Origin of the sequence: Burkholderia sp. PAMC 28687 (assembly GCF_001577465.1) — a bacterium.
Classification (GTDB): Bacteria; Pseudomonadota; Gammaproteobacteria; order Burkholderiales; family Burkholderiaceae; genus Caballeronia.
The window spans coordinates 2,239,497-2,260,426 of record NZ_CP014505.1 but is presented as its reverse complement, the minus strand read 5'-3'; the positions used below and the strand labels follow the sequence as shown (position 1 = coordinate 2,260,426).

Here is a 20,930-nt window from a genome sequence, read left to right as displayed (position 1 = left end):
GTGCAAGGATCGCCCGGAATGAACCACAATATGATGACGTTTTTATGAATTCATGATGTCACGAATTTAACGCAGGGCGTGCGTAAGGTCGACCCTGGCGAGATTCGCCCGAGCGCACCTCAAAACCGATTTATCCTCCTATTTGTTTCATTTGCTTTTCAGCAGACCAGCACATCGGTCCGCCAGGAATTAAAATTGGCGCACTGCGGCACGCATTCAGTTTCATTGCGGCCCGGGACATGCAGGCGAATGCACGAACAACCCTACGGAACCTAAAAAATCGATGGTCAACTCACCTCATCTTTTGGCAGCCGTAGATCTCGGATCGAACAGCTTCAGGCTGATCGTCGGACGCGTTGAAGAGACGCCGTCAGGCAGCCCGATCTATCAGGTCGATGCGCTGCGCGAACCCGTGCGGCTGGCGGCGGGACTGTCACGCGACAAATTCCTCGATCGCGCCTCGCAATTACGCGGCTGGGACGCGCTGAAACGTTTCGGCGAGCGGCTGCGCGACTTCCATCCCGATCACGTGCGCGCGGTCGCGACCAACGCGCTGCGCGTGGCGAAGAACGCCGAGGAGTTTCTCGCCGAGGCGCAGAACGCACTTGGGTTTCCCATTGAAGTGATTGCGGGGCGCGAGGAGGCGCGGCTCATCTATGCGGGTGCCGCACACTCCGTGCCCGCGAGCGCCGGCAAACGGCTCGTGGTGGACATTGGCGGCGGATCGACGGAGTTCATCATCGGCTCGCATTACACGCCCATTCACATGGAAAGCCTTTATATAGGTTGTGTGAGCCATAGCCGGCAATTCTTTGCCGCTGGCAATGTGGATGAATACTCCATGCGCCAGGCCGAACTGGCTGCCAAGCGCGAGATCGAGATCATCTCCAGCGAGTACAAGCAGACCGGCTGGGACCAGGCGATCGGATCATCGGGCACGGCGCGCGCGCTCGCCGAATTGATCGAAGCGAACGGATTCAACGACCCCGGCATCACGCACGGCATTTCGCGCGGCGGTCTGGAACGGCTGAAAAAGGCGTTGATCAAGGCCGAGAACGTGAACCGTCTGAAGCTGATCGCACTGAAGGCGGACCGGATTCCGGTGCTGGCCGGTGGCTTGTCGATCATGCTGGGCGTCTTCGAGGAACTGGGTATCGACTACGTCGATACCACCGACGGCGCGTTGCGTCTCGGCGTGCTTTACGACCTGCTTGGCCGCACGCAGCATCAGGACATGCGTACCGTGACGGTGGAAGGATTCAAGCGCCGTTATTCGGTCGATGGCGCGCAATCGGAGCGGATCGCGAAGCTCGCCATCAGCTTCTACGAGCAGCTCGAAGAAGGCGCGTCTTCCGTCGATGCCGAGCGCCGTTTCGAGAACAGGATGTTCCTCGGATGGGCCGCGGCGCTGCATGAAATTGGCCTTTCCATCTCGCACAGCGCGTACCACAAGCATTCGGCGTATATCACGAGTCACGCCGACATGCCGGGCTTTTCGCGCACCGATCAGGCGCGCCTTGCCGGTCTCGTGCTGGGGCACGTGGGCAAGCTTGGCAAGCTCTCGCACGCACGTGACGTTGATTGGACGCTGCTGTTTTGCCTGCGCCTCGCGGCGCTGCTGTGCAGACGGCGGGCCGATGTCGGCTTGCCGGCCATCGAGGTGACGGCGACAAACGCCGGGTTCGACGTAAAGCTGCCCAACGACTGGGTGTCGCTGAATCCGCTGACTGACTACAGCCTCGTTCAGGAGGCGGCCGAGTGGGAGAAGATCGGCAAGCCTTATCGGGTGGTTTATACGGGCGTTTGATTACGGCGGTGCGCGGCGCTCAGTCGGCCATGAAATGCCGCGCGTACCGTTCGTTGATATCGGTTACGCGCAGCAAGGTCAGGAAATCAGCCGTGTTGAAATCGGGATCCCACGCCGGCGCGCCGCAAATCTTGGCTCCCAGCCGCAAGTAACCTTTGACGAGCGGCGGCGGCGTGACCTTCGCGCCCGTGCGCAGCTCCTGCACCGGCAGCGGCGTGTGCGCGAACGCTCGGTACTCGAGCGCCGTCAACGCGTCCTTCTCCATGCCATCGAAGAGATCGGCGGCGTAGTGGCCACCATCGGCCATCGATACACTCGCGCAACCCAGCATGGTCTCGTAGCCGTTCTGCTTCATGTATGCGGCGAGGCCGCCCCACAAGGACATGATGACCGCGCCGCTTCGATAATCCGCGTGGACACACGAGCGGCCGACTTCGACGAGCTTCGGGCGCAGGTGGGCGAGGCGCGAGACATCGAATTCGCTTTCGGCGTAGAGCCGGCCCGCGCGCGCGGCCTGGTGCGGCGGCAAGACCCGGTATGTGCCCACGACCTTCAGCGTGTCCAGATCGCGGACCAGCAAGTGGTCGCAGAAGGCATCGAACGTATCGACGTCGAGGCCCGCCGGACCTTTCAACTGGGCGCCCATTTCGTCGGCGAACACGCGGTATCGCAGGCGTTGCGCCTCGCGAAGTTCCGCCTCGGAATGCGCCCACGATACCCGCAGCCTGTGCTGCGCTGTCACCGTCTCGGCGGCGCGGGGCAAGCGGTCCGGGCCGCTCGTACCGTTCGATGGGTTCACGAAAGCGTGCGTCGTCGATTCCTGCATTGACAATCCCCAGTGGATTTGGCTGACGTATTACCGATAGCCGACAATGTAAGTATCGCGAATGACGCTCGCATGGCATCACAGTGACGATTCAATGAAGTGCGTGGGCTGGTCTCCTCCTCGATCTGATCGGTGAACGGCGTTAAAGCAGGTCGGGGTTCGTGACGGCGCGCAACACGATCTGGCTGTCGCCCGCGCGTGATCGCCCCTGAAACCACCAGATACCTGCTTTTTTCATGGTCCAGGCGGCTTCCTGACCGGTCAGCAGCAAGGCCGCAACGCGTCCGAGCGTTGGCTGGTGTCCAACGACCACGACCGTTTCCGCCGCGCCTTGCGGCCATTGCGCGGCATCGAGCACAGCCTGCGCGGACGCACCCGGCGCGATTTCCTTCGCTACCTGATAGCGGTCGCCGAAGGTTTCCATCGTCTGGATGGTGCGGGTGGCGGGACTGACGAGGAAAAGCGCATCGCCATCGATACGGCTTTTCAGCCACTTCGCCGCCGCCTGTGCCTGCTTGACGCCGCGCCCTGTCAACTGGCGCGCGAGGTCGCTCGCGGCCTGATCTTCGGCTTCGGCGTGACGCCAGAGAATGAGGTTCATGGGGTGTCTCCTTTTGACGGTTTTAAGCGTTTTCGATTGCGCCGGTATCAGGAAAACGCTATAGTCTCGCTCTTGTCGGAGCGTAGCGCAGCCTGGTAGCGCATCTGATTTGGGATCAGAGGGTCGAAGGTTCGAATCCTTTCGCTCCGACCACGTTACACATGAAGGGGTCACGAGTTCAACTCGCGACCCCTTTGCCATTTCTGGCGCGGTTTGATTGTCGTTCGCGCAGTCGTGTCCGGTCCCAATTCCCGATATCGTTTACTCTTCCTGCTTCACTCTCCAAATCAACGAATTATTTCCGGGCCGTCCATGCCGCGCTTCGCCGTTCTGTTTGCCTGCTCCCTGATTCTCTCGGCATGTGCCGATTCAACGCCGCATCGCGTAATACCTCAGGACCCGCCCGACTACAAGGGCGTTCCAACCGATACCACACCGCCCGACATGACCATCGCGCCGGCCAGGGCAGCCCCCTCCGCGCAGCCGCAATGATCGCCTGCATGCCGCGAGCCTGTCGCCTGTCCGAACGTGGCAGCAGCGTATAATTTGTCCATGAACACGCCCGCCAACGCCGCCCAGTCCCACGACCACTCGTCTGCCGACGCGCTTCAGGCTGCAGTCACCATGGCCGACGATTACTGTCGCGAACGCGGTCAAAAGCTCACGCCCATTCGCCGAACAGTGCTGGAACTGCTGCTCACGTCCGGCCGTGCAACGAAGGCGTACACGCTGCTCGACGAAATGCGCGCAATGCATCCCAACGCATCGCCGCCGACGGTGTATCGGGCGCTGGATTTCCTGCTGTCGGCGGGATTGATTCATCGGATCGAATCAATCAACGCGTTCACGGTCTGCCACGACCTGACGCATTGCCAGCATGGCGTGCTGGTGGTTTGCCAGCAATGTGGGCGGGTGACCGAATTGCAGCAGCAAAAGCAGTTGCGCCAGAGCTTGTTATCGCAGGTCGAGGCAAGCGGATACAAACTGGCGGGTGACGATATCGAACTCAAGGGCATTTGCCCGGCATGCCAGGCGGCCGAGGATCCAAGCGCTCACAAGCATGACCACGATCACGCATCGCATTGAGTCGGCGTGGATCACCGTACAAGGCCGTTCCGACGTGAGTTGGAACGGCCTTTTGTTTGCCGCTAGACGACGTGGGCAGAGAAAGGCGAAACGCCGATGCGGGCACATCGGCGTTTCTGACCCGCGGTACCTGTTCGCGCAGAGAGGCGCGGGCTGTAGTCATTCTAGGTCGCAACAATCTGCTGGATTGTGATCACTTGTTTCAACGCGTAACCCGATGTGTGACGGTGCGATCCCAAGAAGAAGCAAGCCACGGCAACCAAGGCCGCGTCACGTAATTGTTACGATCGAATATTCGGGGTGGCCGTGCGTCATGCGAAATTCTTGCTGCAACGGTATTATCGAATATCTCTTCAGTTGAAATCGATCTCGAACATGACCGCGCTGTGGATCTTTCTTGCTGTTTGCCCGCTGGCAATGGCTTCTTTGCTGGTGTTCGCGTCGCACATCGATCCGTTATCGGGGCGGTGGCGCGGAGCACGGTTCATTGGCTCGCTGCATGTTCCCGACGTGCGGGAACAAGGCAGGCGACTCGGCGCCGCCGTAAAGCATCATGCGGCTGCGAGCCGTACGAGTCCTATTGCTTGCAGCGAATCACCATCGACCGGTTCTTGACGTTCGCGCCAAAAATTCCGGCGACCGATCCGCCCGATGTCGCTCCGTTGTCCACGTCCTTCGACACCACGTCGTAACCATACGACCCGCAGATTTCTCCGGCCTTCTTGTAGCATTCGGCCCAGCTCGTGCTGGCATCGCCGCCGCTGCAGTTGATCGCAAAACCGGTATCGCCGGTTGGCAAATAGGTCCGTTTCGCCGTGTTTGCGCAACCCGCCAGCGCTGCTGCAGCGACCAGCACGGCAGCCATCATGGCCAGTTTTCCAGGCGCCGGGGCGCGGACGTTGTCTTTCATCGAATCTTCCCTGTAACTGATTGAACGTGGCTGAACGCGTTTGTGCGCCGATGCATTCATCGAGGTGGCAAGTAGCGCGACGGATCGATCGAACTGCCCTTGTAGCGCAATTCGAAGTGCAGCATCACGCGGTTTGTGTCGCTGTCGCCCATTTCCGCGATGGGCTGGCCTTGCGCGACGCTCTGGCCTTCCTTCACGAGCAGCGCGCGATTATGCGCGTAAGCGGTGAGGTAATCGGCGTTGTGCTTCACGATCAGCAGGTTGCCGTAACCGCGCAAGCCGTTTCCCGCATACACCACCGAGCCGGCCGCTGCCGCGACGATCTGCGTGCCGGGTGTGCCGCCAATATCGATACCTTTCGAACTCTTGCCGTCGAAACCGCGGATGACGTCGCCTTGGACCGGCCAGATCAGCGAAATGCTGGTGGCGGGCCGGATCGCGCCGCCCGACACAGCGGGAGCGGTATCCGCAGAACTCGTGCCGCCGCCTGTACGAGCCGGTGCAGTCGATGAAGGCGCCGAAGCAAGGGCCGTCCCCGCCGGGGGCGCCACACGCAGCACCTGGTCGACTTCAATCGCGTTCGGGTCGGCAAGGTTGTTCCAGCGCGCGATATTTTGCGCTGTTGTCCTGTTCGCACGCGCGATCTTGGACACTGTATCGCCCCGTTCCACACGATAAAACCCCGGTCCCACAGGTGCGGAGCCACACGCGGCGAGCACTGCGACCAAGGTCGCGCAGGTCAGCCGTCGAATTATTTGTACCAAACTCAGAACCTCGCAAAGCGCCGCACAACCCGGAGAGCCACGGCGGACGAACAACAACGCGTAACGTCGAAAGGTATGATTTTAACGTCCCCGTGCCGTGGCACTCAGAAGCCTGCGCGCTCCCAGGTACGCGCGGCGCTCATCTTCCCCTTACGACGCCGGTGAAATGGTCAGCCTGAGTGCCGCCGTTTCCGTTTTCCCGGGCGCAAGCCAACGCAATCCGTGACCGTTGTGAATGGCATCGGGCAGACCGACCCATGGCTCGACGCAATAAAAATCCGACGCCGGTGCTTCGGTCCAGGTCGTGACCGCATACCAGGGCACCGAGTCAGGCCGTTGCAGATCGAAGTTCACCGCGCGTTTCAGACCGGGCGTAACCAGCCGCACGGGTTGATCGGACGGGCCGGTGAAACAATGAAAGCGGTCGAGGATGCTTGCGTCATCGATTGAATAAAGCGCCTTGCCTGCTTCCGGGTCGCTGATCGAGCCGTCATCGAGTTGCCGGCGCGTTTCCGTACGCGGCAGTTCGATGCTGCTGATGCCGCGTTGATCGTGCGGCAGCGCGAAGTAGAAATGGTGGCCGGAATAATAGGGCAGTGGCACTTCGCCCGGATTCGATGTCGTCAATTCCACATCGAGCGTGACGCCATCCACGAGGCGATACGCCGCCTCGAAACGAAAAGCAAACGGATAGCCCTGACGCGTGAAATCGTTGTCGACGAGCGTCATGCGTACACCGTGACCGTCCGCGTCCACCCTGTGTTCGAACGGCAGGTTGCGCGCGAAGCCATGCATGGGGAGGTCGTGCACGACGCCTTCCGGGTCGCGCCACTTGCCAATTTCGCCATCGACGAATTGGCGGCCGAGAAACGGGAACAGCAGCGGATTGCCGCCGCGAATCTTGACGAAGTTGGACCAGTCAGGCGCGGCAGGCCAGAAGATGACCGGTTCGCCGCCGACGCGCCAGGTCATCAGGCGCGCGCCGGCGTGGGGGGCAATTTCGAGGGCGGCGTCATCGCGTTTGATTTCCAGGATCTCGGGTAGTGATGACATATGGGTGGTCTCCTTGGCGTAAATGGTCGGGCTGTTCGATGCATCGCGCTCAATTCTACGGGGAAACCCTTTTGGGGAAACTGCGACTGACACACCTGGTTTCATTGGCCCGATAATGCAAGCACGATGTAACGCGGGTGAAACATTTTGCGGCCTTGACGATCCAATCGTTCAAGATGATCCTACGAAAGGCGAGGGTGATATGGATCTGGCTATGATGTTCGGAGTTTTTATCTTTGGTACGTTTGGCGCAGGGACGGCTTTGTTCTTATACAAGCTCTAAAACGCCACGTTAATTGATCGGCATGTTTGAAAAGGGCTCGTCTTCGACGAGCCCTTTTTGTTTTTCTTTTTGAATTCATATATCTAACAATAAGCTTTCGATTGCGCGATCTCGCACGCAAACGCTTGGCGCTGCTTTTGGCGACCGGCATAATCTGCGCGTTTTGCGTGCCGTATGCCGCACCGCCGAGACCATGCGACTTGTCGCTGGTTTATCGCCAACAACGAAAGAGGACTGACGCGTGACTTTGTGGTTTCTGATTTTCCTGAGCGTGCTGCAGGGCGTGACCGAGTTGTTTCCGGTCAGCAGTCTTGGCCATACCCTTCTCGTGCCTGGTTTGATCGGCATGCATATCGACAAACATGCGCCACAGCTGTTGCCGTTTCTTGTCGCGCTTCACCTTGGCACCGCGCTCGCGTTACTGTGGTATTTCCGCAAGCGCTGGGTGGCGCTGGTGATCGGGTTCGTGGGGTCCTTGCGTGGCCGCAAGAATGCCGATGGCCACATGATGTGGGCGCTGATCATCGGCACGATCCCAACGGGTATTGTCGGCTTGTTGCTCGAGAAGCGGCTCGAGGCGCTTTTCCATGATCTGCGGATCGTCGCGGTAGCACTCATGGTCAACGGCGTATTGCTGTGGGTAGGTGACCGGTTGACGCGTTCCCGCGCCGCCCGCGCGCCAGAAGATCTCACGTTCAAGCAGGCGTTCCTCGTCGGCCTGGCGCAGATCGGCGCCTTGATTCCCGGCTTCTCGCGCAGCGGCCTGACGATCATCGCGGGCGTGGGCGCAGGATTGAGCGCCGAGAAAGCCGCCGAGTTTTCGTTTCTGCTCGGTACGCCGATCATCTTCGCGGCCGGCGTACTCGAACTGCCCAAGCTCTTCCATGCGCCCGATCAACTCGCCGATGCCATCCTCGGCGGCGTGCTGACGGGCATCGCCGCATATTTGAGCGTGCGTTTCCTGATGCGTTATTTCGAAGGAAAAGGGCGGCTCGCGGCATTCGGCGTGTATTGCCTGATTGCGGGCGCGTTCTGTCTCGGCTGGTTCATGCTGCATCCGCAACCGGTCTGATACCACGCGAATGACGTGAGGAGCCCCGAATGGGGCTCCTTGTGCATTCGATGAGGTAAAATCCTGGATCGTCTGCAATGCGGCAGTAGCTCAGCTGGATAGAGCATCGGCCTTCTAAGCCGAGGGGCGGGGGTTCGAGTCCCTCCTGCCGTACCACGATCACTTCAGGAATCCGCGCTTGTTTGTGCTTGTCTGCGTCATCACGGCGCAAGTTGCTGGCACAAAAACATCAGCGTAAGCAGCGCCGCGAACAACAGCGCGCCGCCTATGGCGGTAACGACGCGTGGCCAGATGGCCGGCTGTATCTCGTCCACGTACCGATTTCCGTCCCCCCAGTTGTCCAGATCAAACCGCTCGGGTTGTCCTGCAAGCAGCCGGTCCACCGCTGCCAGGCCCTGCGGCATGATGAGCGCACACGCAATCACCCCGATACACAGGCATCCGTAAAACGTCGGCGTGAGATGGGTTTCCATGAGCGGGCGGGGAAGCAGAATCGGCGATTCACTGATGTTAGGTTTGCTCTGCGCCGGTCTCTATCGGACACGTCCGAGATAGTTCTGCATTTCTCTGAAACATACTCGCGATGGCCATTCGGCCGAGCTTCTACGCTTGCGGAACACGTGTGGCCTCATGCTATCCTCGACCCACACGATTCTTGCTCGCCAGTCTGTCGCAGCATTCCGAATGGCGATCCACGCAGAAAATCAATCAATATCAACGAGGGAGAACATTTCCATGTCACAGCCGACTCACGGGCTCAAACGCGTCTCTACGCAAATCACGTTGTCACTGGTCGCGGGCTGCGTGCTGCTGGCCAGCGGCGCAGCTCAAGCGGCTAATCTCGGGTTCCTGAACAACACGCCCATCACGTACATGAAGCAGCGTGATCTGCAGATACTCAACAAGTCCGCGCACACCGCGCTGGATACCAAGCAGGACGGCGAGTCGCTCGACTGGAACAACGAAGGCGCCGGCAATCCGGTAGCAGTCACTGGCACGATCACGCCGTCGGACACGGACAAGAAAGGCGACAGGACGTGCCGGAAGCTGACCATGGTCGCGCATGCCAAGGGCCAGACGCAGACCTGGGCGCCGACCGTCTGCAAGACCGAAGGCGGCAAATGGGCGCTGCTCAAGCAGTGAGCAGTCTCCAATTGAAGCTTCGCGGCGAACAGCCTTTCGTAGCTCGAAGCAGCAGATCGATCAATGGCTGAGCGGACGGTTTCGTGCGGCGTCGTGATACTCAACACGCAAGGCGACGTGTTGCTCTGTCACGCGACCGAGACGTCGCACTGGGACATTCCCAAAGGTCAGGGCGAAGAAGGCGAAGAGCCTGTCGAAGCGGCGTTGCGCGAGCTCGTGGAAGAGACGGGCATCGTCTTGCCGGCGGAGCGGCTGAAGGATCTGGGGCGCTTTGTGTATCGGCGGGACAAGGATTTGCATTTGTTCGCCGTGCGCGTCAGCCAGGACGAAGTGAAGATCGAGGAGTGCGTTTGCGAATCGTACTTTCCCCGGCGGCGCGACGGCACGATGATCCCCGAAATGGATGCCTACCGGTGGGTGTCGCTGGCCGACGTCGACCAGTATGCAAGCCGCAGTCTCGCGCGGCTATTCCAGACCACGCTGTCGCTTGCGGAACTGCATCAAACGCTGGACTGACGGGTCGAGCCTGATGGGCTGATGCAGCCGTTCAATTTTCCGATGGCCGGTCGTTCGGATTCGCAAACAGCGCTCTCATCTCGGGCGAGAGCGGAAAACGCAGGTTGATGTTGTCGGGCGGAATGGGTTGCATGAACCACGTGTCGTACAACGTCTCCGCTTCACCTGAACGTTGCATGCCGGCAATGACGTCATCGGCCAGTTTCTTGAAGACCGGGTCGCCCTTGCGCATGACGCACGCATACGCTTCATGCGCAAGCGGGTCGCCTGTGACCACATAGTCGCGCTGCGCGGCGCCTTCCTGCGCGATCTTTCCATACAGCAGCGGATCGTCCATGACGAAGGCGACGGCGCGGCCGGTCTTGACCGCCTCGAATGCTTCCGCGTGATCGCGGGCGGCGATGATCCGCAAGTCGAGCTTCTGGTTCATCGACAATTCGCGGATCAGTTGCTCGTCTGACGTGCCTGCGGTCGTCGATACCGTTTTGCCGGCGAGGTCGCTGTAGTTCCGGATGCCGGACTTGCGCTTCACCACCATCCGGATGCCGTAGTCGAAGATGCTGTTGGTAAAGGCAACCAGTTGTTCGCGGTCCCGGATATGGGCGGTCGAACCGCACTCGAGGTCGATCTGATGATTGACCACGTAAGACAGGCGATTGGTCGATGTCACCACCACCGTGCTCACGGCGAGATGGGGCTTTTGCAAGCGGCGCCGGACTTCATCGACTATCTTGAGCGCGATGCTTTGGGAATAGCCGATAGGCTGCTGCTTCGAATCCAGATACGAGAACGGCACCGACGATTCGCGCACGCCAAGAACAATGCTGTTGTTCTCGGCGATCTTGCGCAACGTGGGCGAGATTTGAGGTTGTTCCGCCGTGCTCGCGCAGACGGTCTGCGCCGCCAATAGCAGCGCGAGCGCGCCCGCCGCGCACGTTGCGCGAGCGGACGGCCGCGTCGACGCGCGCATCCAACTGCTAGCCAGGAACACCGGCAGACGCCCCGCCGGCTTCAAGCCGGTTTGCCCCAGCTATCGCGCAAGCTGACGATACGATTGAACACCGGCACGCCCGGCTTCGAATCCACCCGATCGGCCACGAAATAGCCATGACGTTCGAACTGATACCGGTCTTCCGCATTGGCGTTGCGCGCCGATGGTTCGAGATACGCGCGAACCACACGCTTTGAATCCGGATTCAATGCATCGAGGAATTCAGCGCCGCCGGCGCCAGGTTGTGGCTCCTTGAAGAGACGATCGTAGAGCCGAACTTCGGCTTCGTACGCGTCTTTCGCGCTGACCCAATGAATCGTTCCCTTGACCTTGTAGCCGTTCGCGCCTTCGGTGCCCGATTTGCTGTCGGGGAAATAATTGCAGTGCACGGCCGTGATATTGCCGTTTTCGTCCTTGTCCGCGCCGGTGCATTCGACCACGAAGCCGTACTTCAGCCGCACCTTGTTGCCCGGGAACAAACGGAAATATCCCTTCTTGGGCTCTTCCTGAAAGTCTTCACGCTCGATCCACAATTCCCGCGAGAACGGAAACTCGCGAACACCGCGGTCCGGATGATGCGGATGCACGGGCGCGCTGCACGCCTCGCTCGTGCCTTCCGGAAAGTTGTCGATGATCAGCTTCAGCGGATCCAGCACTGCAATCGCACGCGGCGCTTTCTCATCGAGATCATCGCGCAGCGCGCCTTCCAGCACGCTCATGTCGATCCACGAATCGACCTTCGTCACGGCCACGCGATCGCACATCAGGCGGATGCTTTCCGGTGTGAAACCACGGCGCCGCACGCCCACGATAGTCGGCATGCGCGGATCGTCCCAGCCTTCCACGTGGTTCTCGGTCACCAATTGGAGCAGCTTGCGTTTGCTGGTGATTGCATAGGTGAGGTTCAGGCGCGAAAACTCGATTTGCTGCGGCAGCGGACGTGTGAACTTGCCGTCGTCGGCGAGTTGGTTCAGGAACCAGTCGTAAAGCGGACGATGATCCTCGAATTCGAGCGTGCACAGCGAATGCGTAATGTTCTCGAGCGCGTCCGATACACAATGCGTGTAGTCATACATCGGATAGATGCACCACGTGTCGCCGGTCCGGTAGTGATGCGCGAAACGAATGCGATAAATCACCGGATCGCGCATGTTGAAGTTCGGCGACGCCATGTCGATTTTCGCGCGCAGCACGTGCTCGCCTTCCTGGAATTCGCCGGCTTTCATGCGGCGGAACAGGTCGAGGTTTTCTGCAGGCGTACGGTCTCGGAACGGCGAATTCTTGCCCGGTTCCTGTGCGGAGCCGCGCGTCAGGCGCATTTCTTCGGCCGTCTGGCTATCCACATAAGCCTGGCCACGCTCGATCAGCAGTTCGGCGAATTCGTACAGCTGGTCGTAGTAGTCGCTTGCGAAGTACAGGTATTCCTGGCCGTCCTTGTTCCAGTCGAAGCCGAGCCACTTGACCGCATCGACGATGGAATCCACGTACTCGACACTTTCCTTTTCGGGGTTGGTATCGTCGAAACGCAGGTGGCAGACGCCGCCGTAATCACGGGCGATGCCGAAATTGACGCAAATACTCTTAGCGTGGCCAATGTGCAGATAACCGTTCGGTTCGGGCGGAAAACGCGTCTCGACCCGCTGCGACCATTTGCCGTTGCGATTGTCTTCGTCAATGATATTGCGGATGAAATTATTTACCGCCGGGGCGTCGTTGCGATCAGTGTTCATGCGAAAGAGAAGAAGAGCTGACGAGGGCGCTAGCGTTCGGATACGTGCGGCTTGCGTTCGGTAAGACCAAATCGATCGAACGATTCTACCTTAGCAATCCGCCCGGGGCAGCGCGGGCCGGGATTTCGCCGCGATCTGCGGCGCGGTTGCGACATGTTCCTTATCTGGTGCAAACCAGCATCGTTTCAATACCGGATGTATCGAGCGTAACGGGAGGTAAATCGCATTGTCGGCAATGATGAGACGATTTTAAGATAGCGTCGCGTCCCGGATTAATGAAATTGAAAGGTTCGGGGCGCGGCATATCGACAATAAAAAGGAAGGTCTCAACATGAACAAGATCACGCGGGTATCGATTCGGGTTGCTGCGGTTGCGACGTTGATTGCAGCAGTGTCGGGGTGTGCGATGAGCCGTACGCAGGCGCACGCGGGGATTGGAGCGGCGGCCGGCGGTGCGTTGGGTTATGTGCTGACCGGCGGTCCGCTCGGGACGGTGGCGGGCGCGGCAGCGGGCGGACTGGTCGGGGCGGGCGTGAGGTAAAACTTCGTCGGCTCGACAAAACCGTTTTCACGGCTCGTGAGATCTACCGCCGATGCAGATTCCCGCCAGTGGCGCGCTCATTGATATGACATGGTGAATGTCGCGTAGGCCTTTGCGCTTCCGGGGACCATCGTTCCGGTTCGAACGTAACGGCCCACCAGCGGGATGCTATAGGCGCCCGATACCGACAGCGGCACGATGACAAACTGATTTGCCGTGCCCGTGACGGCAGAGTCTTGGCCGAACGCGATCGGGACGCCTCCGTTCACAATCTGGTACCCGACTCCCGACGCTGTGGAATCGTGCCCCAGCGACAGCGTGGTCGACGTATTGTTGGGCTGTGATGCGTCGGTGATCGTCATGGCGACTTTGATGCCGGCAGCGCAGTTGAGTCCCATGTTGAACGTGGTATCGCCATAAGTGGAATTTACCGTGGGCAGATCACGCGTGTGGGCGCGCGGCATGTCGACGTTGATCGACGGGGTGGTGACAGTGCAGGTTTGCACACCAACCTCGAACGGCGTGAACTGGATGGTGGCGACCAGTAACTGATCGAGCGTGAACGTTGCGTAAGCTGTTGCGGCAACCGTACCTGAGCTCGGACCGACTCCGGTGGGCTGCGTGCGGACTATTTCAACGCCATAGTATGAGTTGCTGTAATTCCATGAACCCACCCAGTTGCCGGTAATTCCCGGCCCGTAATAACTGCCGCGATTCCCGTTGGAGCCCTCGTAAAACCGTATGCCGATCCCATCGATATTGGTGGCGTAAGTAAAAACGTTATTAGTCGACGATATCAGAGCCGAGCCGGGTGCAAGTTTCAGATAGGTGCCGGGGGCCGCGCACCATGCGTAAAGGCCGCTGACGGGTATGGTCGGGACTTCGCCTTTGTAAAGCACGGTGCCGACCGGGACATCTCGCGAGAGACTCTGCGGTGGAATGGTGATCGTATAAACGTGGGCAGTTTGAGGATCCGCGAAGGAGCAGGATGCGTCCGCATCCAAGCTGGCAGCGCCCAACCCCAGCAGGCATGCCGCACTGGCGAGGACCTTGCAGATATTGTTCCGTGGATGCATTGAACGCGTTTCTTTGAACGATTGAGTGCTTATTAACGTTACGCAATATCTGCGTGGTCTTCGCAACTGAGTATATATTTTCATATAATCGCTGCCATTAGATACACCAGGTGCCAGTTTTAGAGGTGGAAGTGAAATTGTATTCCGGTGCAGCCGCATCGTCGGCGAAAATTTTAATTCGCTAGACGACAATTATGCATTGCTTCGCGGTATCGGAAATTTTATTTGTTTTTATAAAGAAGTTAATGGTCATTTTGATTATGGCTGATGCCGAACCATGATCACGGTCTGTAATCGGAATTGGCGTTGAACAGTGGCTGGTCTGCAGTCCATGCGCGAGCACTGCGCACGTAGGTTCGTTGCGCGGACGTCCCGTCCGGAGCAATCAACACGCGCACATCACCATCGTCCGCCGCCACGGGCAGAATCCATCGCCAAACCCCGTATAATCGACAATCCCAATCTGGCTCCCGGCGCCGCGCACAAGCTACGAACGCGCGTCGCCACCGCACACAAAAGCAGACCCGCACGCCATGAAAGCCGCCGACATCCGCGAGAAATTCCTTAAGTTCTTTGAATCGAAGGGCCACACGATCGTTCGCTCGTCGAGCCTCGTGCCCGGCAACGATCCCACGCTGCTGTTCACGAACTCCGGCATGGTCCAGTTCAAGGACGTTTTCCTCGGCACCGAATCGCGCCCGTATTCACGCGCGACCACGTCCCAGCGCAGCGTACGCGCAGGCGGCAAGCACAACGACCTCGAAAACGTCGGGTACACGGCGCGCCATCACACGTTCTTCGAGATGCTCGGCAATTTCTCGTTTGGCGACTATTTCAAGCGCGATGCCATCCACTATTGCTGGGAACTGCTGACGAAAGTCTACGGCCTGCCGCCGGAAAAGCTCACCGTCACGGTCTACCAGGAAGACGACGAAGCGTTCGCCATCTGGGAAAACGAAATCGGCGTGCCGAAAGAGCGGATCATCCGCATCGGCGACAACAAGGGTGCGCGCTACGCGTCGGATAATTTCTGGACCATGGGCGATACCGGCCCCTGCGGCCCTTGCTCCGAAGTGTTCTACGACCACGGCCCGGAAGTGTGGGGCGGCCCGCCCGGATCTCCGGAAGAGGACGGCGACCGCTTCATCGAGATCTGGAATCTCGTGTTCATGCAGTTCAATCGTGATGCCCAGGGCAACATGACGAAGCTGCCCAAGCAGAGCGTCGATACCGGCATGGGCCTCGAACGCCTTGCCGCCGTGCTCCAGCATGTGCACAGCAACTACGAGATCGACCTGTTCCAGGCGCTGATCAAGGCTGCATCCCGCGAAACCGGTACGCCGGACCTCACGAACAATTCGCTGAAGGTCATCGCAGACCATATTCGCGCGTGTTCGTTCTTGATCGTCGATGGCGTGATCCCCGGCAACGAAGGCCGTGGTTATGTGCTGCGCCGTATCGTGCGCCGCGCGATCCGCCACGGCTACAAGCTCGGCCGCAAGGGCGCGTTTTTCAACAAGCTCGTGGCAGATCTGGTCGAAGAGATGGGCGCGGCTTACCCGGAACTGAAAGAAGCGCAGACGCGCGTCACGGACGTGCTGAAACAGGAAGAGGAACGTTTCTTCGAAACCATTGAACACGGCATGGCGATGCTCGAGACAGCACTCGCCGAACTCGATGCCAAAGGCTCGAAGCAACTCGACGGCGAACTCGCGTTCAAGTTGCACGACACGTTTGGCTTCCCGCTGGATTTGACGGCGGACGTATGCCGCGAACGCGGTATCACGGTCGACGAAACCGCGTTCGACGAAGCCATGGCCCGTCAACGCGAGCAAGCCCGTTCGGCGGGCAAGTTCAAGTCGGCGCAAGGTCTGGAATACGCGGGCGAGAAGACCACGTTCCATGGCTACGAGAACGAGTTCTTCGATGACGCGAAGATCGTCGCGATCTACGTGGACGGGGCATCGGTTAAAGAGGCCCAAGCCGGCCAGCAAGCCGTCGTCGTGCTGGATCACACGCCGTTCTACGCGGAATCGGGCGGTCAGGCGGGCGACCAGGGCGTGCTCGCGAACGCCGCGGTGCGCTTCGCAGTCGCCGACACATTGAAAGTGCAATCGGACGTGGTCGGTCATCACGGCTCGGTCGAGCAAGGCACGCTGAAAGTGGGCGACGTGGTGAAGGCCGAGATCGATTCGACCCGCCGTCTGCGCACGGCGCGCAATCACTCGGCGACGCACTTGATGCACCGGGCGCTGCGCGAAGTGCTTGGCGGTCACGTGCAGCAAAAGGGTTCGCTGGTCGATCCCGACAAGACTCGTTTCGACTTTGCACACAACGCCCCCATGACCGACGAGCAGATTCGTCGCGTGGAAGAAATCGTGAACGCGGAAGTGCTGGCGAACGCGCCGGGCATCGTGCGTGTCATGCCCTACGACGAGGCGGTGAAGGGCGGCGCAATGGCGCTCTTCGGCGAGAAATATGGCGACGTGGTGCGCGTGCTGGATCTCGGCTTTTCGCGTGAGTTGTGCGGCGGTACCCACGTGAATCGCACGGGCGATATCGGCTTGTTCAAGATCGTGATGGAAGGCGGCGTGGCGGCCGGCATTCGCCGCGTGGAAGCCATTACCGGCGACAACGCTGTGCGTTTCGTGCAGGAACTCGATGCGCGGATCAACGCGGCATCGGCGGTATTGAAGGCGCAGCCGTCGGAGTTGACCCAGCGCATCATGCAGGTTCAGGAGCACGTGAAGTCGCTTGAAAAGGAACTCGGCGCGCTGAAGTCCAAGCTGGCATCGAGCCAGGGCGACGAACTGGTGTCGCAGGCAGTCGAGATCGGCGGCGTACATGTCCTGGCTGCGCAGTTGCCGGGCGCGGACGGCAAGACATTGCGCGAAGCCGTCGATAAATTGAAGGACAAGCTGAAGAACGCGGCGATAGTCCTGGCTGCCGTCGATGGCAACAAGGTCAGCCTGATTGCAGGCGTGACGGCGGAGGCGTCGAAGAAAGTGAAAGCGGGCGATCTCGTGAACTTCGTCGCACAGCAAGTGGGTGGCAAGGGCGGCGGGCGGCCGGATATGGCGCAGGCTGGCGGCACCGAGCCGCAGAACTTGGCAGCAGCGCTCGCCGGTGTCAACGAGTGGGTGAAGGGGAAGCTCTAAGCCTGCCCTGGAGACATGATCACAAGCCCGTCGTGTATTTAGCACGACGGGCTTTTCCATTCTGGGCGGACGGTTGAAAGACTATCGACAGGTACGCACCTTGCGGTCCATTGGCTAGCGCGGACACGAAGTCCCGCGCATTGACTACAAAAGGAACACGTTCATGAACAAGAAATTTGTCTCGCTCGCACTCGCATCCTCGATGCTTTTCACCACCGGCGCAGTCTACGCGAAGGGATGTCTCGAAGGCGCGGCAGTCGGCGGCGTGGCGGGTCACGTAGCGGGTAAGCACGGCGTAGTGGGCGCGGCAGGCGGCTGTGCGATCGGCCATCACGAGGCTAACAAGAAGGACAAGCAAGCCGCGGCAGCCAGCCAACCCGCCGCAAAGTAATCAGATTCGTCTGTAGCAGGGCATGAGATCCGCAGCGGCGTCTTATTGACGTCTCCGCGGATTCGGACGCGAACCGCTAAAATGACGCCACGTCCACATCGCCCTGGCTCCAGACCGCATGCAACATTTCGCCTCCGACAACTACGCCGGTATTTGCCCTGAAGCGCTGGCAGCGCTGATCGATGCCAATAACAGCGGCCACGAGCCTGCTTACGGCGACGATTCCTGGACGCAAGGCGTCTGCGATCGCATCCGCGATCTATTCCAGACGGACTGCGAAGTCTTTTTTGTATTTAACGGCACGGCAGCTAATTCTCTGGCGCTCGCCTCGTTATGCCAGTCCTATCACTCGGTGATTTGCCACGAACTCGCGCACATCGAAACCGATGAATGCGGCGGCCCTGAGTTCTTTTCCGGCGGCTCTAAACTGCTGACCGCGCCGGGTATCGATGGAAAGCTGACGCCGGATGCCATCGAAGCGATCGTCACGCGCCGCGCCGATATCCACTACCCGAAGCCCAAGGTCGTCACGCTCACGCAGTCTACTGAAGTGGGCACCGTGTATAGCGTCGAGGAGATCCGTGCGATCGCGGCGATTGCCAAGCGCCGGCATCTGAAAGTACATATGGACGGCGCGCGTTTTGCGAACGCGGTGGCGTCGCTGAATGTGCACCCGTCGGAAATCACGTGGCGCGCGGGCGTAGACGTGCTGTGTTTCGGCGGTACGAAAAACGGCTTGCCGGTCGGCGAGGCGGTGATTTTCTTCGATAAAGCCCTGGCCGTCGATTTTGCCTACAGGCTCAAGCAGGCGGGGCAACTGGCATCGAAGATGCGATTTATTTCGGCGCCGTGGCTCGGCCTTCTCAACAACGATGTCTGGCTGCGCAACGCCCGCCATGCCAATTCAATGGCGCAGTTGATGGCCGACCGGCTTGCGGATATAGAAGGCATCAAGGTGATGTTCAAACCGCAGTCCAACGCCGTGTTCGCCGAACTGCCGCCACATGTGGCGCAGGCGCTGCGCAACAAGGGCTGGAAGTTCTATCAGTTTATCGGTTCGGGTGGCTGCAGGCTGATGTGCGCGTGGGACACCCTGCCGGAAACGGTGGAACAGTTCACCGCTGAAATCCGCGCGCTTTGCGTCGCGCGTTGAACGCTCGACTTCCCGGAATTTGACCATGATCGAATACCATTTCTGTCCGCGCGATGCGAATAAGCTGGTCGAACGTGCCGATGCCGCGCATGAGGGCGGCCGCGTGCGGCTGGCGTGTCCGGACCCGGAATGCGGCTTCGTTCACTGGAACAATCCGCTGCCGGTGGTTGCGGCCATCGTGGAATACGAAGGCAAGATCCTGCTCGCGCGCAACGCCGCGTGGCCCGAAGGCATGTTCGCGCTGATCACGGGTTTTCTCGAAAACGGTGAGACGCCGGAAGAAGGGATTGCAAGAGAAGTGCTGGAGGAGACGGCGCTGGTCGCGCAGTCGGTGGAACTGGTCGGCGTGTACGAATTCATCCGCAAGAATGAGCTGATCATTGCGTACCACGTGAAGGCGAACGGGACGATCGCGTTATCGCCGGAATTGCTCGAATACCGGCTAGTCGAGCCGGCGAAGCTCAGACCGTGGCGCGCGGGAACGGGACACGCAGTGGCGGAGTGGATGCGCCGCCGCGGGCTCGCGGTCGAGTATGTGGACCGGCCGGGACAATAGTCCTGCGAGCGGTGCCGCCAAGGATCGAGACATTTTGTGCCATCGACGGACTCGATTGACGGCGTCTCCCGGCACTCCTAACATGCCTGACGCAGACTAAAAACGGGGACACGTCATGGCTTTCATCTTTTATCTCACGCACATTCATCTCGGCTTCGATGCGCTTGCGTCACTCGACGGAGAATGCGCGCGCACCGGCATCAGGCGGCCGCTGATCATCACGGACAAGGGCGTGCTCGCCGCCGGCCTCGTCTCGCAGACCGTCCAGGCAATGACGCTCGACGCCGGCGCGGTTCCCATCTTCGACGAAACCCCGTCGAATCCGACCGAAGCCATGGTGATGAAAGCCGCCGCGCTCTACAAGAGTGAGAAGTGCGATGGCCTGATCGCGGTGGGCGGCGGATCGGCCATCGACTTGGCGAAGGGCGTGGCGATTGCCGCGACGCATCCGGGCACGCTGACCGAATACGCGACCATCGAAGGTGGCAGCAACAAGATCACGGCGGACGCCGCGCCGCTGATCGCGGTGCCGACCACGTCGGGCACCGGCAGCGAAGTGGCGCGCGGCGCAATCATCATTCTCGACGACGGCCGCAAGCTCGGCTTCCATTCGTGGCATCTGCTGCCGAAATCGGCGATCTGCGATCCATCGCTGACGCTTGGACTTCCGCCCATGCTGACCGCGGCGACCGGCATGGACGCGATCGCGCATTGCATCGAAACGTTTCTTGCCTCCGCGTTCAATCCTCCCGCCGACGGCATTGCGCTCGACGGGCTCGAACGCGCGTGGGCAAATATTGAAAAGGCGACGCACGATGGCCAGGATCGCGATGCGCGCCTGAACATGATGAGCGCATCCATGCAAGGCGCGATGGCGTTCCAGAAGGGCCTGGGATGCGTGCATTCGCTCTCGCATCCAATGGGCGGACTGGTCGTGAACGGGCGCACCGGCTTGCATCACGGCACGCTGAACGCGGTGGTCCTGCCGGCCGTGCTGCGCTTTAACGAAAGCGCGCCGAGCGTGGTTGCCGAGAACCGCTTCGCACGCATGCGCCGCGTGATGAACCTCCCCGCCAACGCAGATATCGCTCAGGCCGTTCACGACATGACGGAGCGTCTTGGCTTGCCGACGCGCCTGTCGCAAATGGGCGTGGAAGAAGGCATGTTCGACAAGATCATCAAGGGCGCGCTTGCTGATCATTGCCACAAGACGAATCCGCGCGAGGCGAGTGAGGAGGATTATCGGCGCATGTTGCAGGAGTCGTTCTGATTC

Annotated in this window: 22 protein-coding genes and 2 tRNA genes; 13 read left to right on the top strand and 11 right to left on the bottom strand. The window is 60.0% G+C overall.

Features of this window, described 5'->3' with window-relative positions; translation table 11 throughout:
- Positions 1–283 precede the first annotated feature (283 nt).
- A complete protein-coding gene (ppx, locus tag AX768_RS10485) occupies positions 284–1,807 on the top strand; it encodes an exopolyphosphatase (RefSeq protein WP_061999902.1) in 1,524 nt (507 codons plus the stop codon).
- A gap of 19 nt (positions 1,808–1,826) precedes the next feature.
- On the opposite strand, the gene AX768_RS10480 is transcribed toward ppx, so the two are convergent.
- Together AX768_RS10480 and sixA are read right to left on the bottom strand one after the other, a co-directional pair.
- Positions 1,827–2,633: a GNAT family N-acetyltransferase gene (locus AX768_RS10480; protein WP_061999901.1), complete on the bottom strand. Its 807-nt coding sequence runs from the start codon at positions 2,631–2,633 to the stop codon at positions 1,827–1,829.
- A 142-nt stretch (positions 2,634–2,775) separates the two neighbouring features.
- Entirely contained in the window at positions 2,776–3,234 is a 459-nt protein-coding gene (sixA, locus tag AX768_RS10475) for a phosphohistidine phosphatase SixA (RefSeq protein WP_061999900.1), read from the bottom strand.
- Positions 3,235–3,310: 76 nt separating this feature from the next.
- On the opposite strand from sixA, the gene AX768_RS10470 reads away from it, so the two are divergent.
- Positions 3,311–3,387 (top strand) — tRNA-Pro (locus tag AX768_RS10470).
- A 254-nt stretch (positions 3,388–3,641) separates the two neighbouring features.
- Here AX768_RS10470 and AX768_RS34260 read toward each other — a convergent pair.
- Positions 3,642–3,788 (bottom strand): hypothetical protein, encoded by a 147-nt coding sequence (locus AX768_RS34260; protein WP_155524224.1) that lies wholly within the window; start codon positions 3,786–3,788, stop codon positions 3,642–3,644.
- On the opposite strand from AX768_RS34260, the gene AX768_RS10465 reads away from it, so the two are divergent.
- A complete protein-coding gene (locus AX768_RS10465) occupies positions 3,787–4,320 on the top strand; it encodes a Fur family transcriptional regulator (protein WP_082771300.1) in 534 nt (177 codons plus the stop codon). The genes AX768_RS34260 and AX768_RS10465 overlap by 2 nt on opposite strands.
- A gap of 353 nt (positions 4,321–4,673) precedes the next feature.
- On the opposite strand, the gene AX768_RS34095 is transcribed toward AX768_RS10465, so the two are convergent.
- The 4 genes from AX768_RS34095 to AX768_RS10450 all read right to left on the bottom strand — a co-directional run bounded on the left by AX768_RS34095 (position 4,674) and on the right by AX768_RS10450 (position 7,047).
- A complete protein-coding gene (locus AX768_RS34095) occupies positions 4,674–4,808 on the bottom strand; it encodes a hypothetical protein (protein WP_256927798.1) in 135 nt (44 codons plus the stop codon).
- A gap of 89 nt (positions 4,809–4,897) precedes the next feature.
- Complete coding sequence (locus AX768_RS10460) at positions 4,898–5,230, bottom strand: hypothetical protein (RefSeq protein WP_062000926.1); 333 nt, start codon at positions 5,228–5,230, stop codon at positions 4,898–4,900.
- A gap of 56 nt (positions 5,231–5,286) precedes the next feature.
- A complete protein-coding gene (locus AX768_RS10455) occupies positions 5,287–5,994 on the bottom strand; it encodes a peptidoglycan DD-metalloendopeptidase family protein (RefSeq protein ID WP_061999898.1) in 708 nt (235 codons plus the stop codon).
- Positions 5,995–6,144: 150 nt separating this feature from the next.
- Positions 6,145–7,047, bottom strand: coding sequence for an aldose epimerase family protein (locus tag AX768_RS10450; RefSeq protein ID WP_061999897.1), 903 nt, complete (start codon positions 7,045–7,047; stop codon positions 6,145–6,147).
- A gap of 524 nt (positions 7,048–7,571) precedes the next feature.
- On the opposite strand from AX768_RS10450, the gene AX768_RS10445 reads away from it, so the two are divergent.
- Both AX768_RS10445 and AX768_RS10440 read left to right on the top strand, forming a co-directional pair.
- Complete coding sequence (locus AX768_RS10445) at positions 7,572–8,402, top strand: undecaprenyl-diphosphate phosphatase (RefSeq protein ID WP_061999896.1); 831 nt, start codon at positions 7,572–7,574, stop codon at positions 8,400–8,402.
- 79 nt (positions 8,403–8,481) lie between these two features.
- A tRNA-Arg gene (locus AX768_RS10440) sits at positions 8,482–8,558 on the top strand.
- A gap of 44 nt (positions 8,559–8,602) precedes the next feature.
- Here AX768_RS10440 and AX768_RS10435 read toward each other — a convergent pair.
- Positions 8,603–8,875: a hypothetical protein gene (locus AX768_RS10435; RefSeq protein WP_061999895.1), complete on the bottom strand. Its 273-nt coding sequence runs from the start codon at positions 8,873–8,875 to the stop codon at positions 8,603–8,605.
- 262 nt (positions 8,876–9,137) lie between these two features.
- Between AX768_RS10435 and AX768_RS10430 the strand changes: the two genes are divergently transcribed.
- Together AX768_RS10430 and AX768_RS10425 are read left to right on the top strand one after the other, a co-directional pair.
- The gene (locus AX768_RS10430; RefSeq protein ID WP_061999894.1) at positions 9,138–9,545 is read left to right on the top strand and encodes an RT0821/Lpp0805 family surface protein; all 408 of its coding nucleotides are present in this window, start codon (positions 9,138–9,140) and stop codon (positions 9,543–9,545) included.
- A gap of 63 nt (positions 9,546–9,608) precedes the next feature.
- Entirely contained in the window at positions 9,609–10,061 is a 453-nt protein-coding gene (locus tag AX768_RS10425) for an NUDIX domain-containing protein (RefSeq protein ID WP_061999893.1), read from the top strand.
- A 31-nt stretch (positions 10,062–10,092) separates the two neighbouring features.
- Here the strand turns inward: AX768_RS10425 and AX768_RS10420 are convergent, their stop codons facing one another.
- Entirely contained in the window at positions 10,093–11,031 is a 939-nt protein-coding gene (locus AX768_RS10420) for a transporter substrate-binding domain-containing protein (protein ID WP_082778801.1), read from the bottom strand.
- Positions 11,032–11,072: 41 nt separating this feature from the next.
- The gene (locus AX768_RS10415; protein WP_061999892.1) at positions 11,073–12,782 is read right to left on the bottom strand and encodes a glutamine--tRNA ligase/YqeY domain fusion protein; all 1,710 of its coding nucleotides are present in this window, start codon (positions 12,780–12,782) and stop codon (positions 11,073–11,075) included.
- A gap of 331 nt (positions 12,783–13,113) precedes the next feature.
- Between AX768_RS10415 and AX768_RS10410 the strand changes: the two genes are divergently transcribed.
- Complete coding sequence (locus AX768_RS10410) at positions 13,114–13,323, top strand: hypothetical protein (RefSeq protein WP_061999891.1); 210 nt, start codon at positions 13,114–13,116, stop codon at positions 13,321–13,323.
- A 77-nt stretch (positions 13,324–13,400) separates the two neighbouring features.
- Here the strand turns inward: AX768_RS10410 and AX768_RS10405 are convergent, their stop codons facing one another.
- Complete coding sequence (locus AX768_RS10405) at positions 13,401–14,399, bottom strand: fimbrial protein (protein ID WP_061999890.1); 999 nt, start codon at positions 14,397–14,399, stop codon at positions 13,401–13,403.
- Positions 14,400–14,932: 533 nt separating this feature from the next.
- Between AX768_RS10405 and alaS the strand changes: the two genes are divergently transcribed.
- The 5 genes from alaS to AX768_RS10380 all read left to right on the top strand — a co-directional run bounded on the left by alaS (position 14,933) and on the right by AX768_RS10380 (position 20,927).
- Positions 14,933–17,557, top strand: coding sequence for an alanine--tRNA ligase (gene alaS, locus AX768_RS10400; protein WP_061999889.1), 2,625 nt, complete (start codon positions 14,933–14,935; stop codon positions 17,555–17,557).
- A 202-nt stretch (positions 17,558–17,759) separates the two neighbouring features.
- Positions 17,760–17,948 carry a hypothetical protein gene (locus AX768_RS10395; protein WP_372237029.1) on the top strand — a complete coding sequence of 63 codons (189 nt, stop codon included), beginning with the start codon at positions 17,760–17,762 and terminating at the stop codon, positions 17,946–17,948.
- A gap of 118 nt (positions 17,949–18,066) precedes the next feature.
- On the top strand, positions 18,067–19,101 hold the full coding sequence (locus tag AX768_RS10390; protein WP_061999887.1) for a threonine aldolase family protein: 1,035 nt from the start codon (positions 18,067–18,069) through the stop codon (positions 19,099–19,101).
- A 25-nt stretch (positions 19,102–19,126) separates the two neighbouring features.
- A complete protein-coding gene (locus AX768_RS10385) occupies positions 19,127–19,657 on the top strand; it encodes an NUDIX domain-containing protein (RefSeq protein WP_061999886.1) in 531 nt (176 codons plus the stop codon).
- 115 nt (positions 19,658–19,772) lie between these two features.
- On the top strand, positions 19,773–20,927 hold the full coding sequence (locus tag AX768_RS10380; RefSeq protein WP_061999885.1) for an iron-containing alcohol dehydrogenase: 1,155 nt from the start codon (positions 19,773–19,775) through the stop codon (positions 20,925–20,927).
- The last annotated feature ends 3 nt before the right edge of the window (positions 20,928–20,930 follow it).